Genomic DNA, 14609 nt, shown 5'->3' on the forward strand with positions numbered 1-14609 from the left:
GCCGGCCGGCCGGGCCGCCGGTCGACGCCGAAGTGTGAAGCAAGAAGTACCAGCCAGAAGAATGAGGCATCGACCGCCGGCTCGCTGTTCGCGGGTCGGCGGCCGATCCGGCGGCCTGCCTGTCACTCGATTGCCTGTCACGCGATTGCTGTCGCTGGAATGCCTGCCACAGGCTGCTGACCCGGTTTGACCCTGGCAGTCACCTTCCCGTAATCTTGCACAGTCGCTACTCGGCGATACAGCCCAGCTGCGCCTGGATTCCGGAGTAACCGAGAAATCGGGAAGATTGCGGGCCCCGAGTCAGCAACCACAGACCAGTCGCGCTGCACACAGCGGCGCGAGCACGTTCGAATGAGCAAGGGGTAGCCGTCCGATGGCAACGTACGCGATCGTCAAGACCGGCGGTAAGCAGTACAAGGTCGCTGAGGGCGATCTCGTCAAGGTCGAGAAGATCGAGGGTGAGCCCGGCACGGCTGTCTCGCTTGCTCCGGTCCTCGTCGTCGACGGGTCCGCGCTGACCACCGATGCAGACAAGCTGGCCAACGTTTCGGTCACCGCCGAGATCGTCGAGCACACCAAGGGCCCGAAGATCCGCATCCACAAGTTCAAGAACAAGACCGGATACCACAAGCGCCAGGGCCACCGTCAGAAGCTGACGGTCGTCAAGGTCACCGGCATCAAGTAACTCGAACTTCCAGCTTCAACCCCAGGAGGGTTCGTCATGGCACACAAGAAGGGCGCATCCAGCTCCCGTAACGGTCGCGATTCGAATGCACAGCGACTCGGCGTCAAGCGTTTCGGCGGCCAGTCCGTCAACGCCGGCGAGATCCTCGTGCGTCAGCGCGGCACCCACTTCCACCCCGGTGTGAATGTGGGACGCGGCGGCGACGACACGCTGTTCGCCCTCGCTGCCGGCTCGGTGGAGTTCGGTGCCAAGCGCGGTCGCAAGACCGTCAACATCGTTCCGGTCGCGGCAGACGCCTGATCTGCCGTCCGATACGGACACTGCGAGGGTATTCCTCGCGACATACTGCCAGTAGGGGCGGACCAGGGTCGCACAACCCGGTCCGCCCCTACTGTTTTCATTTCCCCTGTTTTCATTTCTCCGATGTCGACTGTCATCGGTTTCCGGACGGAGAGAGGTCCACCCATGTCCCGCTTCATCGACCGGGTGGTGCTGCACGTCAGCGCCGGCAAGGGCGGCAACGGTTGCGCCTCCGTCCACCGCGAGAAGTTCAAGCCGCTCGGCGGCCCCGACGGTGGCAACGGTGGTAGCGGCGGCGACGTCGTCCTCGAGGTCGGCGGCAACGTCCACACACTGCTCGACTTCCACTTCCATCAGCATGCCAAGGCCACCAACGGCACCCAGGGTGCCGGTGGCCACCGCAGCGGTGCCAGCGGCGGCGACCTGGTGCTCGAGGTGCCCGACGGCACCGTCGTCCTCGACCAGGACGGCGCCGTGCTCGCCGACCTCGTCGGCATCGGTAGCCGGTTCATCGCAGCGCAGGGCGGACGCGGCGGGCTCGGCAACGCCGCGCTCGCGTCCAAAGCACGCAAGGCCCCCGGATTCGCTCTGCTCGGCGAAGAAGGGGAGGAACGCGAACTCGTCCTCGAACTCAAGTCGGTTGCCGACGTCGGCCTCGTCGGATTCCCGTCCGCAGGCAAGTCGTCGCTCGTGTCGGTTCTGTCCGCGGCGAAACCGAAGATCGCCGACTATCCGTTCACCACGCTGGTGCCGAACCTCGGAGTCGTGCAGTCCGGCGACACCACGTTCACCGTCGCTGACGTGCCCGGCCTGATCCCCGGCGCGAGCGAAGGTCGCGGCCTCGGCCTGGACTTTCTGCGGCACATCGAACGATGCGCGGTACTCGCGCACGTCGTCGATTGCGCGACCCTCGAACCGGGGCGCGACCCGATCTCCGACATCGACGCTCTCGAAGCCGAACTCGCCGCCTACCAACCGGCGCTGTCGGGGGACAGCAGCCTCGGCGACCTCGCCGACCGGCCCCGCATCGTCATCCTCAACAAGGCCGATGTGCCCGACGCCGCGGAACTCGCCGAGTTCGTCACCCCGGAACTCGAAGCTCGCGGCTGGCCCGTGTTCACCATCTCGGCGGTCAGCCGCGACGGTTTGCGACCGCTGACCTTCGCGCTCGCGAGTCTCGTCGAGGAATACCGCGTCGCTCATCCGCCGGCCGCACCCACCCGGCCGGTGATCCGTCCGGTCGCGTCGGACGAATCCGGGTTCAGTGTCATCGCCGACCCGGAAACCCCCGGTGGGTTCATCGTTCGGGGTGTCCGTCCGGAACGGTGGATCCGGCAGACCGCGTTCGACAACGACGAGGCCGTCGGCTATCTCGCCGACCGGCTCGCCCGGCTCGGGGTCGAGGATCGGCTGGTCAAGATGGGTGCCGAACCGGGTTGCTACGTCACCATCGGTGACGTCAGCTTCGAATGGGCACCGCAGACGCAGGCCGGCGTCGACGTCGTTCGCACCGGCCGGGGCACCGATGCACGTCTCGACCAGGTGGACCGGGTCGGTGCCGACGAGCGTCGACACGCCAAGCGGGTGCGCCGCGGCCTCGCCGACGACGACGAGTACTGACGACACCGACAACCGGAACACCGGCACGAAGGGCATCGAGGAGAATCGTGAGCGACACCCGCGAGGTCATTGCATCCGCACGCCGTGTCGTCGTCAAGATCGGTTCGTCGGCGATCACCAGCATGGTCGGGGGGCTCGACCGCGATCGCCTTGACCGGCTCGTCGACGCGATCGAGGCCCGCATGCAGGCGGGCTCCGATGTCACCGTCGTGTCCTCCGGTGCGGTCGGGGCCGGTCTCGCGCCGCTCGGGCTGACCAGCCGGCCCCGTGACCTGGCCACCAAACAGGCGGCGGCCAGCGTCGGTCAACTCGCGCTCGCCCACGCGTGGGGCACGTCCTTCGCCCGCTACGGACGTACCGTCGGGCAGGTGCTGCTCACCGCCGACGACATCGCCCGCCGCACCCAGCACCGCAACGCGCAGCGCACCCTGGACCGGCTGCGGGCGCTGCACGCCGTGCCGGTCGTCAACGAAAACGACACGGTCGCAACGACGGAGCTGCGATTCGGCGACAACGACCGGCTTGCTGCGCTGGTGTCACACCTGGTCGGCGCGGATGCGCTGATCCTGCTCTCGGACGTCGACGGACTCTACGACGGCGATCCCCGCAAGGGCAACGCGACGCTGATCCCTGAGGTCGCGGGTGCCGGCGACCTCGACGGGGTCGTCGCCGGATCCGGTGGCGCGCTCGGTACCGGTGGGATGGCGTCGAAGCTGTCCGCGGCGCGGCTGGCCGCAGACTCCGGGATACCGGTGTTGCTCACCGCGGCCGCGCAGGCCGACCGGGCGCTCACCGCCGCGGACGTCGGCACCACGTTTGCGGCCCGCCCGAATCGGATGTCCGCCCGCACCTTCTGGGTGCGGCACGCCGCGGACCTCCACGGTGGCCTGCACCTGGATGCCGGTGCGGTGCGCGCCGTCGTGGAACGCCGGCGTTCGCTGCTGGCCGCGGGCATCACCGGGATCAGCGGATCATTCCATGCCGGCGACGTCGTCGGCCTCGTCGGACCGGACGGCCGGACCGTGGCCCGCGGTGTCGTCGCGTACGACGCGAACGAACTGGACTTCATGATCGGGTTTTCGACCCAGGAACTCCCGCAGGACCTGCAGCGGCCTGTCGTGCACGCCGATGACCTCGTCCGCGTCTAGAAGCCACTTCGTCTCGTTCGGGTGGACCGCTGAGATCAGGAAATGGCTTGCCGCACGTTCTCGTTTCCATATGTTGAGATGGGCGTTCACGACGCCGCCAGGCCGGCGAGGATTTCCGAGCATCCCGCATCGACCCGAATGTCGGCGAGGCGATCGCCGCGGGTAGGTCCGCGGTTGACGATCGCGACCGGTGTGCCGGTCGAAACGGCCCGGCGCACGAACCGCAGACCGGACTGCACAGTGAGCGAGCTGCCGGCCACGAGCAGGACGTCGGCGTCGTCGACGAGTGCGTACGCCCGCTCGACCCGGTCGCGGGGCACGAACTCGCCGAAATACACGATGTCGGGTTTGAGCATGCCGCCGCACCGAGCGCAGTCGACGATCCGGAACTCGTCGGTGTTCTCGACCACCGCGTCCGCGTCCGGTGCGATCTCCGAACCCGTTGTGGCACATACATGTTCGAGGAAACCGGGATTCGCGTCGGTGAGCAGTTCGGACAGGGTGAACCGGGAGAGCCGATGGTCGCAGGCCAGGCAACGCACCTGCGCATAGGTGCCGTGCAGATCGACCACGCGGCGACTGCCCGCCTTGGTGTGCAGCAGGTCCACGTTCTGGGTGATCACCCCGAGCACCGTGCCGCGGCGCTCGAGCGCGGCGAGCGCGCGATGCCCGCCGTTGGGTCGGGCCGCGTCCATGTGGCGCCAGCCGACGTGGTTGCGCGCCCAATAGCGACGGCGGAACACCGGGTCGCCGACGAATTGCTGGAACGTCATCGGGTTGCGCGGGGGAGACGTCGGGCTCCGGTAGTCCGGTATGCCGGAATCGGTGCTGAGACCGGCGCCAGTGAGAACCGCGACCCGGCGCCCGGACAGCAGCGCGTGCAGGTCGTCGATCACGTCGTCCACGGTAGCGCGGACCGGTCAGTAGCCGGCGCTGGTGTCGATGACCGCGGCGAGGTCGGCGCCGGAGGCGAAGCGGGTGACATTCTCGACGACGTGCTCGGCAAAGGCGGGTATCCGCAGCGCGGGCGGATTCGAATCGTGCGGGGTGATGATCGCATTCGGCAGTGACCACAGGGGATGGCCGTCGGGGAGTGGTTCGGGATCGGTGACGTCGAGACCGGCACCGGCGATCGTGCCGGCAGACAGGGCGTCGACGAGTGCGTCGGTGTCCACGAGCGAACCGCGGGCGACGTTGATCACCCACGCGGTCGGCTTCATCGCCGCGAACTGTCGTGCCCCCACGAGGCGCACGGTCAACGAGGTCGCGGGTGCGGCGACAACGAAATGGTCTGCGGCGGGCCACAGTTCGTCGATCCGGTCGACGGGCAGCGTCTGCGTGGCGCCCGGTACCGGCCGGCCGCTGCGGGTCACTGCCATCGACTGCGCACCGATTCCGGCGAGCATCGGGATCAGGGCACGACCGATCCCACCGGCGCCGACGATGCCGACGGTCGCGCCGCGCAAGGTGCCGAGTTTCGGGAAGAACTCCGCCGGCGTCCACGACGATGCGGCCAAGTGCGCGGGCAGCGCCCGCACCCCGGCGAGGAGCAACGCGAGCGCGTGCTCGGCGACGGTCGCCGCATACGCGCCTGCGGCGGAGGTCCACGTCACTCGTGGATGCAATTTCACGGTGCCGGCGGCAAACCACTGTTCGACGCCTGCGGCAGGCAACTGTACCCAGCGCACCGACTCGGGTAGCACCGTCGGAAATTCGCCGGGGCTGCCGGTCCAGACCAGAGCGTCCGGCTGTTCGTCGATCCGGCAGGGCACACCGCCGCCGCGAACAACCGCCCGGTCGAGCATTTCGTCCGGGGCGGGGCCGACAGCGATGCGGGGCGGGCGCGCGAAGGTCATGTTCTCGACTCTATTCGCGTACCGGCCCCGGGTCATCTGCTGCTGTGTGCTCAGCCGTGATTCCTCGTCGAATCGTTCCCGCCGGAAGCGGGTTCGACGGGCGTCGTGTTTGATCGAGGGTCGACGGGGACCGGCAATGGGAGGGTGTTCGATGACAGGTAAGCAGGCGCGGCTCGATCTGGAGACCGCGAAGCGTGCAGCGGACGCGACGATCGCCGCGGCTCGGGAGGGCGGCAACCGGGTGAGTGTCGCCGTCGTGGACACTCGCGGCCACGACCTGCTGGTGGTCCGCGACGACGGCGCTGCGTGGTTCACCGCCGGTGTGGCGCGCGCGAAGGCCGCCACCTCCGCATTGATCGGAATCCCCACCACCGCCTACTCGGGCCTGGCAGACGCGCACCCCGCGCTCGTCGAACTGATCGACGGCCAGACCGCGCAGTCCCTGACGACGTTGCCGGGTGGCCTGCCGGTGGTCGTCGACGGCGAGATCGTGGGCGGGATCGGCGTGAGCGGCGCACAGCCGGACGAGGACGTCCACTATGCGAAGGCGGGCCTGGCCGCTCGCTGATCTCGCCGGTCGGATCCCGGTTCAGCGCCCGGTTGCGCCGTCGATCAGCTCGCGGATGATGTCGGCGTGGCCGGCGTGCCGGCCGGTCTCCTCGATCATGTGGGTCAGTGCCCAGCGGACGCTCGGTGCGCGATCGTTCGGCCGCGGACGCGGGATCGACGCACCGAGATCGGTGCACTCGTCCAGGACGGAGTCCGCCGCCCGGAGAGCCGCGCGGTAGCGGTCGACTACGTCGGCCACCGTGGCCGACGGTGGAGCATGAAAGGTCTTCTTCCAATCAGTGACTGGCTCACCGAGGAAGAGTGAACGCTCGACGAACGTCAGATGGTTCAGCAGACCGAGAAGGTTCGTCCCGGACGGCACCCCGGCGGTCCGGACCTGTGGTTCGGGTACGCCCTCGACCTTGGCGACCACCGCGGCTCGCAGATAGTCGAGGAACGCTCGCAAGGTCTCGTGCTCGCTGTTCCCGGTGCGCGGTGGCGTGGTGTCGGCGTGGTGCACGACGCGTGGTGTCGGCATGGTGTCTCCTTCGTCGCGAATTCGGACACCCAGTCTCGCCGCGCGCCGGACGATTCGGCACGAAAACTTGCTGTTCCGGCAACCTGATCGGATGGGCTGCCCACGGGTCGGGTGCGCGGACACTCGCGGCCACCGCCTGTTCTCGTCTCGAGAGTTCTTCGGAAGCAACCTCGGGGAGATCACGCGGTGGCCGTTTCGCGCTGTGCGACACGCAGATGCCCTCACCTCATCGGCGGATCAAGGTTCAGACGACCTCGACGAGCGGGTAGACGCCGTTCTCGTCGTGGACTTCACGCCCGGTGACCGGCGGGTTGAACACGCACAGCATCCGCATCCGGGTGTCCGGTTCGACGCGATGTCGCTCGTGACCGTCCAACAGATACATCGTGCCGGGCGCCAGTGGGTACACGGTTCCGGTCTCGAGGTCGGTGAGCGTGCCGGTACCCTCGACCAGCCACACCGCCTCCACGTGGTTCGCGTAGTGGAACTCGTTGACGGTACCCGGCGCGATGGTGGTCTCGTGGAACGAGAATCCGACGCGGTCGCCGCCGAGCACGATGCGCTTGCTGCGCCAGTTCCCGTTCTCGGCCTCGACGTCGCGTTCGGTGCCGGTGATGTCGTCGGTGGTACGTACGATCATGGAAAGGTCCTCTGCAATAACGAATTTCGTGGACGATCCGCTCAGGGAGCGGGGTCGCGCAGGATCAGGCGCAGACCTTCGCGGTGGCCTCGGCGATGATATTGAGCCCGTACTCGAGTTCGTCGTTGGTGATGGTCAGCGGCGGCAGCAGCTTGACGACCTCGTCGGACGGCCCCGCGGTCTCCGCGAGCAGTCCCTCCTCGAATGCGAAGGCACACACCTTCTGCGCGTCGCTCGGGTCGTCGAACACCAGGCCCTGGACGAGCCCGCGGCCCCGAGTGGACACTCCGTCGAACATCGTCGCCAGATTCATGAAGGTCTGCCGGATCCGCTCGCCCTTGCGTAGGGTGTCGTGCTCGAGACGGTCGTCGGACCAGTAGTGATCCAGCGCGGCCCGCGCAGTCACGAAGGCGGGGTTGTTGCCGCGGAACGTGCCGTTGTGCTCGCCCGGGCCCCACACGTCCAGTTCGCGCTTGAACAGGGTCAGCGCCATCGGCAGCCCGTAGCCGCCGATCGACTTCGACAGCGTCACGATGTCCGGCGTGATGCCCGCGGCCTCGAACGAGAAGAACGGGCCGGTCCGTCCGCATCCCATCTGCACATCGTCGACGATGAGCAGGATGTCGCGGTCGGCGCACAGGTCGGCGAGTGCGCGCAGCCACTCGGGGCGCGCGACGTTGACCCCGCCCTCGCCCTGCGCGGTCTCGACGATCACCGCGGCCGGCCGGTTGAGGCCGCTGCCCGAATCGTCGAGGACACGCGAAAACCAGTGGAAGTCCTCGGTGGCGCCGTCGAAGTATCCGTCGAACGGCATCGGGGTCGCGTGGACGAGCGGGATGCCCGCGCCCGCGCGTTTCATCGAGTTTCCGGTCACCGAAAGCGCGCCGAGGGTCATTCCGTGAAAAGCGTTGGTGAAGTTGATGATCGACTCTCGGCCGGTCACCTTCCTGGCGAGCTTGAGCGCCGATTCGACGGTGTTGGTGCCGGTCGGGCCGGGGAACTGCACCTTGTAGTCCAGCCCACGCGGTTCGAGGATCGTGCGTTCGAACGACTCGAGGAGTTCCCGCTTGGCGACGGTGTGCATGTCCAGGCCGTGGGTGATGCCGTCGCTCATGATGTAGTCCACGAGCGCGGTCTTGAGCACCGGATTGTTGTGCCCGTAGTTCAGGGCTCCGGCGCCGGCGAAGAAGTCGAGGTAGTCCTTGCCGTTCTCGTCACGCAGCCACGAACCGGAGGCCGTCTCGAACACGGCCGGCCAGGAGCGGCTGTAGCTGCGGACTTCGGATTCGAGATTCTCGAAAATGCTGGTTCGAGAGATTTCACGCTGTTCCAGGATCGTCATGTGGGTGCTCCTCCTGTTTTGAATTGTGGATCGGAACCGAAAAGTCAGTCTCCGATGGTGTAAAGATCTTCGGCCTGATGCGAATCGGGAAAATCATCCGGCGCGAACAGGTCGGTCCGCGTGATATGCGTCCCGCGCTGGTGCGCTACGGCCGTGAACAAGGCGATCGAGGCCGGGTTGTCCGGACTGATCGTGGTCTCCAGTCGGGTCACTCCGCAGGGGCGGAGTCGGTCGAGGAGTGCGTGCAGCATCCGAGCGGCTGCGCCGCGTCCGCGCTGATCCTCGTCCACGGCAACCTGCCAGACGAACAACGTGCCGGGAGCTTCGGGCCGGCGGTAGCCGGTGACGAAGCCGACGGGGCGATCGAACTCGTCGGTCGCGACGATCGACGTTGCCGTGTAGTCGCGGCACCAGAGCACATACGCATAGCTGGAATTGAGATCGAGCACTCGAGAATCGCGGGCGATCTCCCACAACCGAATTCCGTCTGCGATCCGGGGCGTCCTGAACTGCAATTCGGCCGGTGACCGCAAGTTCGATTCGGCCGGTGCAGGGGTCGGGGTACTTCTCTCCGTAACGGGCGTCATAAGCAATTGCAACGTAACAATCATCCGCGACGAAATCACGCGCGTCACCGAAAACGGACATCGGAACCACTACCTACGCGCAGGTAAGGACCCTCGAGTGAGTTGAGTCACAATCTGTAGCGATCGGCGTGACCCCACCGATTATTTCGGGCTCGCCAGCGCGAAGGGCAGCACCGCGGGGGCACCGGCCGCGCGCAACGTCCGCGCCGCCATCGTCAGCGTCCACCCGGTGTCGGTCACCGCGTCGACCAGCAGCACCGGGCCGTGTACGTCGGTCAGGTCCGGCGGGAGCCAGGCATCGACGAGTGCGGCGATGCGATAGGCGGAGTTCGCCGCGGTCACCGGTGGTCGTCCCGGACGGCCCCGCAACGTGCCCAGGTCCCGCAGGCGTCCGACCTCGGCCAGTCCGGCGGCCAGCGAACCCACGAGCAGCGGATGGGTGCGCGACTCCACGGCCATCACCGCGACCGGGCGCTGCGACCAGTCCCACGCTGCGAGCACGGAGATCGCGGCGCGCACGAGTTCATGAGGAGCCGGTGCGTCCGGACCGTCGAGAAGTGCCCGCAGCCGTGGCCCCCACCCCAGATTCGAGAGCCTGCCCAGTACCCGCCCGGGCTCGGGTCCGTCGGTGATCTTCCCGGACAGGGACACACCCAGTTTCGTCATTCCCGTCGGCCACTGTTTGCGCGGCGTCAGGTCGATACCCGGCCGGTCCAGCCGGGCCGCGGTCTGCGCGACCCCGGCGTCGTCGACGTCGGCGTTCCATCGGGCGCCTGCGCAGTTGTCGCACCGCCCGCAGCCCTCGATGCCGGGCCCGAGTTCCGGATCGTCGAGTTGCCGACGCAGAAACAGCATCCGACATTCGGAGGTGCGTTCGTACTCGAGCATCGCGGCCTGCTCGGCGGCGCGGGCTTCCTCGAGCCGGGCATAGCGCGGTGCGTCGTAGTGCCACGGCTGCCCGGTCGACACCCAGCCGCCCTTGACGCGGCGCACGGCACCGTCGACGTCGAGCACCTTGAGTACCATTTCCAGCCTCGACCGGTTCAGATCCACCAGCGGTTCGATCGCCGGCGTCGACTGCGGACGGTCGGCGTCGAGCACCTCGACGACGCGCCGCACCATCGACTCGCCGGGGAACGCCACCGAGGCGAACCACTTCCAGATCTGCTGATCTTCCCGGCCCGGCAGGAGTACGACCTCCGCGCGGTCGGTGGATCGGCCGGCGCGGCCGACCTGCTGGTAGTAGGAGATGGGGGAGGAGGGTGCCCCGAGATGCACCACGAATCCGAGATCCGGCTTGTCGAAGCCCATGCCCAATGCCGACGTGGCCACCAGCGCCTTGACCCGGTTGGCCAGCAGGTCTGCCTCGAGTTGTTCGCGTTCGACGGTGTCGGTCTGCCCGGTGTAGGCGGCGACCGCGAATCCTCGCTCGGTGAGCAGCGCGGCCAGATCGTGCGCCGCGGACACTGTCAGTGCATAGATGATGCCCGATCCGGGCAGGTCGCCGAGGTGCTGGGCGAGCCACGCCACCCGCCGTGCCGGTTCGTCGATTCGGACGACCGACAGGTGCAGCGACGGCCGGTCCAGGCCGCCGCGCAACACGAGCGTCTCCCCGGTGCCCTCGCCGACACCCAACTGGGCCGCCACGTCGGCCACGACCCGGTCGTTGGCGGTCGCGGTCGTGGCGAGAACCGGAATGCCCTCGCCGAGATCGGCGACGAGTGTGCGGATCCGTCGATAGTCCGGACGGAAGTCGTGGCCCCAGTCGGAGACACAGTGCGCTTCGTCGACGACGACGAGCCCGGCATCGCGAGCAAGCGCGGGCAGCACCTGATCGCGGAAGTCCGGATTGTTCAACCGTTCCGGGCTGACCAGCAGCACGTCGACCTCGCCGGCCGCGATGTGTTCGTGGATCTCGTCCCACTCGGTGACGTTGCCCGAGTTGATGGTGGCCGCGCGCACTCCGGCGCGTGCGGCCGACTCGACCTGGTTGCGCATGAGCGCCAACAGGGGCGACACGATCACCGTCGGGCCGTGCCCCTGCGCCCGCAACAGTTTCGCGGAGATGAAGTAGACGGCGGACTTGCCCCAGCCGGTGCGTTGCACCACCAGCGCACGCCGCCGCTGCACTACCAGTGCTTCGATCGCCCTCCACTGATCCTCGCGCAGGCACGCATGTGGGCCGGCGAGTTCGCGTAGCAGGCGTTCGGCTTCGTCGCGCAGATCCGTCGTCGCAGTACTCATGCCGACCATCGTGCCGGACCGGTGTGACACGCACCGCCGTTCGCCGGCCGCCGCGATCCAGCCCCGAACACGTCGAGCGCACCCACCGGGGCGGTGAGCGGTCGCAACGGTGCGACGAACGTACCTCGCTCACGGTTCGCCGGGCGCCGGCGCGGCGACTCGACCGGCGTGCCCGCACGACAAGAAGCTGGGTTGTAAGATGTTGTGGTGCACAATGTTACGTGAATCACTCCAGCGCTGTGCGGTGACCTCCCGTCGAGTGGCGTGGGTCCCTCGTGTGCGGGGAATGTGATCGGGCTTTCGTCGCCATCGCTAATCTGAGTGGCATGAGCGCGCACCTCCTCCTCCCCGACGTCACCTCGGAGTCGAACCGGATCCGCCACTCGGCATTTCGGAACAAGATCGTCTCCGCCGAGGATGCGGTGCGGTACATCCAGCCCGGGAACACCGTCGCGATCAGTGGTTTCGGCAGCGCAGGTACCCCGAAGGCCGTGACCCCCGCGCTCGCCGAACGGATCCGCCTCGCACGTGCCGCCGGCGAGGACTTCACGGTGAATCTGCTCACCGGCGCCTCGGTGGCATCCGACACCGAGCGGATGCTCGTCGAGGTCGACGGCATCTCGCTCCGAATGCCCTACCAGGCCGAACCGGCCGCCCGCCGCAGCATCAACTCCGGCGGCATGGACTACATCGACATTCACCTTTCGCACGTCGCCCAGCAGGTGTGGGAGGGCTACTACGGGCACGTCGACGTCGCCGTCGTCGAGATCTCCGGCATCACCGAGACCGGTGAACTCGTCCCGTCCGCGTCGATCGGCAACAACAAGACCTGGCTCGACGTCGCCGAGAAGGTGGTCCTCGAAGTCAACTCCTGGGTGCCGGCCGAGATGGACGGTATCCACGACGTGTACTACGGCACCGCGCTGCCGCCGCACCGCAAACCCATCATGCTCACCGGTGTCGAAGACCGCATCGGGCAATCCACCTTCCGGGTCGACCCCGACAAGGTCGTCGCGGTCGTCGAGACCAACGCCCGCGACAGCGCCAGCGCGCTGACCCCGCCGGACGCCGTGAGCCAGGCGATCGCGTCGCACGTGCTGGACTTCTTCGAACACGAGGTGTCCCGCGGGCGCCTGCCCGCCGACACCCTGCTGCCGCTGCAGTCGGGTATCGGCAACGTCGCCAACGCCGTGCTCCAGGGACTCGACGCCGGGCCGCACAAGGGGCTGACCTGCTATTCCGAAGTGATTCAGGACGGCATGCTGCACCTGATCAAACACGGCACCGTTCGGTTCGCGTCGGCGACCTCGCTGGCGCTCACCGAGGCGGGCATCGACGAACTCGTCTCCAACATCGACTTCTACCGCAAGCACATCGTGCTGCGCCCGCAGGAGATCAGCAACCATCCCGAGATCGTGCGCAGACTCGGCATCATCGCGATGAACGGCATGCTCGAGGCCGACATCTACGGCAACGTGAACTCCACCCACGTCATGGGAACCAAGATCATGAACGGGATCGGTGGGTCCGGTGACTTCGCCCGCAACGGATACCTGTCGATGTTCCTGAGCCCGTCCACCGCGAAGGGCGGCAGTGTCTCCTCGATCGTGCCGATGGTGCCGCACGTCGACCACACCGAGCACGACACCCAAGTGCTCGTCACCGAACAGGGCCTGGCCGACCTGCGCGGACTGTCGCCGCGGCGCCGTTCCCGTGTCGTCATCGACAACTGCGCGCACCCCGACTATCGGGATCTGCTGCACGATTATGTCGCGCGCGCCGAGGCGGTCACCGACGCCGGACACACCCCGCACCTGCTCGGCGACGCACTCTCGTTCCACCAGCGATTCGTGGACACCGGCTCCATGCGTCCGTAGCTGTCGTCATCGCGTAACCGGCCCGTCCGTGCGGACTGCGGCGTCAGTTGCCGCCGACCGGTGCCGGGTCGATCGGCTGCTGCGGCAGCGTCGCGTTCAGGGTCGCCGACACCTCCTGCAGGGGCGTCGGCCCCGAACCGTTCGGGACCGTCAACGCCACATACACAGGCCGGTCCACCGCGAACCAGGTGCTCGCGGCGATGCCCTCGGCTTCGCCCGACACCTCGAACCACTGCACCCCGTCGACGATCTGCAGCGCCGTCGCCGCATCGAATTCGTTCGGGCGATCCAGTCCGCACCGCAGGACGACCGGTTCGGCATCGGCGATCTGCCAGGCCGCGGTACCGGCCGGTACCGGCTCGACCAGTTCGGCGCGCGTGTAGTCACCGAGTTTCTCGGGCAGTGCCGCGGCCAGGTCCGTACACGCGTCGGATTCGGCGTTCGGTGCCGGGACCGGCCCCACCGCGAGCGGACCGAGCACGGGCGTGCGGTTGATGATCACCGCGGCGACGACGATCCCGGCGAGCAGCGCGATCGGCAACGCGATGGCCGTCGCGATCAACGCGGGATGGTGGCGACCCTCGTCGCGCCGGTTCTGCGCGTCGGACGCGGAGTCCTCGGTATCGGCCGCGCGGGAGTCGTCGGGTTCGGGGGCAGAATCGGATTCGATCATCAGTTCCAATTTCGGGAGCGGTAGCGTGACCTGAACCTATCAGGAAGAGGACACCCGACACCGTGCCCGACCGCAGCGGCCCCACCGTCGCCGACCTCGGCGAATTTCCCGTCATCGACCGTGCGACCACCGGCCGCCGCCAGCCCGCGACGACACTCGTCGGGCCGGGACACGACGCGGCGCTCGTCGCGGCGTCCGACGGCCGGGTCGCGATCTCGACGGACATGCTCGTCGAAGGCAGGCACTTCCGGCTGGACTGGTCCACCCCGGAACAGATCGGACGGAAGGCAGCCGCGCAGAACGGCGCGGACATCGCGGCGCTCGGTGCCCGCCCGACCGCGTTCGTCGTCGGTCTCGGGTGCCCTCCCAGCACTCCGGTGGATGTACTCGACGGAATCTCGGCCGGCCTCGGGGGAGCAGCCGAGTCGATGGGCGCCGGCGTGGTCGGAGGCGACCTCGTGCAGGCCGATCAGGTAATCGTCTCGGTGACCGTGCTCGGCGACCTCGACGGCCGGGCGCCGCTGCTGCGGACCGCGGCCCGCCCCGGTGA

General features: G+C 67.9%; 15 protein-coding genes. 7 read left to right on the forward strand and 8 right to left on the reverse strand.

The annotated features are described in order from the left end of the window. Positions 1-373 precede the first annotated feature (373 nt). From rplU to proB, 4 genes are all read left to right on the forward strand, one after another. The gene (rplU, locus tag WAX14_RS14800) at positions 374-685 is read left to right on the forward strand and encodes a 50S ribosomal protein L21 (RefSeq protein ID WP_422628811.1); all 312 of its coding nucleotides are present in this window, start codon (positions 374-376) and stop codon (positions 683-685) included. 36 nt (positions 686-721) lie between these two features. Continuing rightward, positions 722-985, forward strand: coding sequence for a 50S ribosomal protein L27 (gene rpmA, locus WAX14_RS14805; RefSeq protein ID WP_422628812.1), 264 nt, complete (start codon positions 722-724; stop codon positions 983-985). Positions 986-1150: 165 nt separating this feature from the next. Then, positions 1151-2605 carry a GTPase ObgE gene (obgE, locus tag WAX14_RS14810; protein ID WP_422628813.1) on the forward strand — a complete coding sequence of 485 codons (1455 nt, stop codon included), beginning with the start codon at positions 1151-1153 and terminating at the stop codon, positions 2603-2605. Positions 2606-2652: 47 nt separating this feature from the next. Next, positions 2653-3753, forward strand: a complete 1101-nt coding sequence (gene proB / locus WAX14_RS14815) for a glutamate 5-kinase (RefSeq protein WP_422628814.1) — start codon at positions 2653-2655, stop codon at positions 3751-3753. Between the two features lie 86 nt (positions 3754-3839). On the opposite strand, the gene WAX14_RS14820 is transcribed toward proB, so the two are convergent. After that, complete coding sequence (locus WAX14_RS14820) at positions 3840-4649, reverse strand: NAD-dependent protein deacetylase (RefSeq protein WP_422628815.1); 810 nt, start codon at positions 4647-4649, stop codon at positions 3840-3842. Between the two features lie 24 nt (positions 4650-4673). After that, positions 4674-5609 carry a D-isomer specific 2-hydroxyacid dehydrogenase family protein gene (locus WAX14_RS14825; RefSeq protein WP_422628816.1) on the reverse strand — a complete coding sequence of 312 codons (936 nt, stop codon included), beginning with the start codon at positions 5607-5609 and terminating at the stop codon, positions 4674-4676. Positions 5610-5760: 151 nt separating this feature from the next. Between WAX14_RS14825 and WAX14_RS14830 the strand changes: the two genes are divergently transcribed. Beyond that, on the forward strand, positions 5761-6177 hold the full coding sequence (locus WAX14_RS14830) for a GlcG/HbpS family heme-binding protein (protein ID WP_422628817.1): 417 nt from the start codon (positions 5761-5763) through the stop codon (positions 6175-6177). 21 nt (positions 6178-6198) lie between these two features. Here WAX14_RS14830 and WAX14_RS14835 read toward each other — a convergent pair whose 3' ends face one another. The 5 genes from WAX14_RS14835 to WAX14_RS14855 all read right to left on the reverse strand — a co-directional run bounded on the left by WAX14_RS14835 (position 6199) and on the right by WAX14_RS14855 (position 11509). After that, a complete protein-coding gene (locus WAX14_RS14835) occupies positions 6199-6696 on the reverse strand; it encodes a DinB family protein (protein WP_422628818.1) in 498 nt (165 codons plus the stop codon). 244 nt (positions 6697-6940) lie between these two features. Continuing rightward, complete coding sequence (locus WAX14_RS14840) at positions 6941-7336, reverse strand: ectoine synthase (RefSeq protein WP_422628819.1); 396 nt, start codon at positions 7334-7336, stop codon at positions 6941-6943. Between the two features lie 64 nt (positions 7337-7400). Further along, positions 7401-8678 carry a diaminobutyrate--2-oxoglutarate transaminase gene (ectB, locus tag WAX14_RS14845; RefSeq protein WP_422628820.1) on the reverse strand — a complete coding sequence of 426 codons (1278 nt, stop codon included), beginning with the start codon at positions 8676-8678 and terminating at the stop codon, positions 7401-7403. A 44-nt stretch (positions 8679-8722) separates the two neighbouring features. Beyond that, positions 8723-9265 carry a diaminobutyrate acetyltransferase gene (ectA, locus tag WAX14_RS14850; RefSeq protein ID WP_422628825.1) on the reverse strand — a complete coding sequence of 181 codons (543 nt, stop codon included), beginning with the start codon at positions 9263-9265 and terminating at the stop codon, positions 8723-8725. A gap of 141 nt (positions 9266-9406) precedes the next feature. After that, positions 9407-11509 (reverse strand): RecQ family ATP-dependent DNA helicase, encoded by a 2103-nt coding sequence (locus WAX14_RS14855; RefSeq protein ID WP_422628821.1) that lies wholly within the window; start codon positions 11507-11509, stop codon positions 9407-9409. 326 nt (positions 11510-11835) lie between these two features. Between WAX14_RS14855 and WAX14_RS14860 the strand changes: the two genes are divergently transcribed. Continuing rightward, entirely contained in the window at positions 11836-13386 is a 1551-nt protein-coding gene (locus tag WAX14_RS14860) for an acetyl-CoA hydrolase/transferase family protein (protein ID WP_422628822.1), read from the forward strand. A 43-nt stretch (positions 13387-13429) separates the two neighbouring features. On the opposite strand, the gene WAX14_RS14865 is transcribed toward WAX14_RS14860, so the two are convergent. Further along, complete coding sequence (locus tag WAX14_RS14865; RefSeq protein WP_422628823.1) at positions 13430-14059, reverse strand: DUF3515 domain-containing protein; 630 nt, start codon at positions 14057-14059, stop codon at positions 13430-13432. A gap of 62 nt (positions 14060-14121) precedes the next feature. On the opposite strand from WAX14_RS14865, the gene WAX14_RS14870 reads away from it, so the two are divergent. Next, positions 14122-14609 (forward strand): AIR synthase related protein (locus tag WAX14_RS14870; RefSeq protein WP_422628824.1); only part of this gene is annotated, 488 nt, incomplete at its 3' end.

Origin of the sequence: Rhodococcus sp. (in: high G+C Gram-positive bacteria) (genome assembly GCF_049299235.1) — a bacterium.
Taxonomy (GTDB): domain Bacteria; phylum Actinomycetota; class Actinomycetes; order Mycobacteriales; family Mycobacteriaceae; genus Rhodococcus.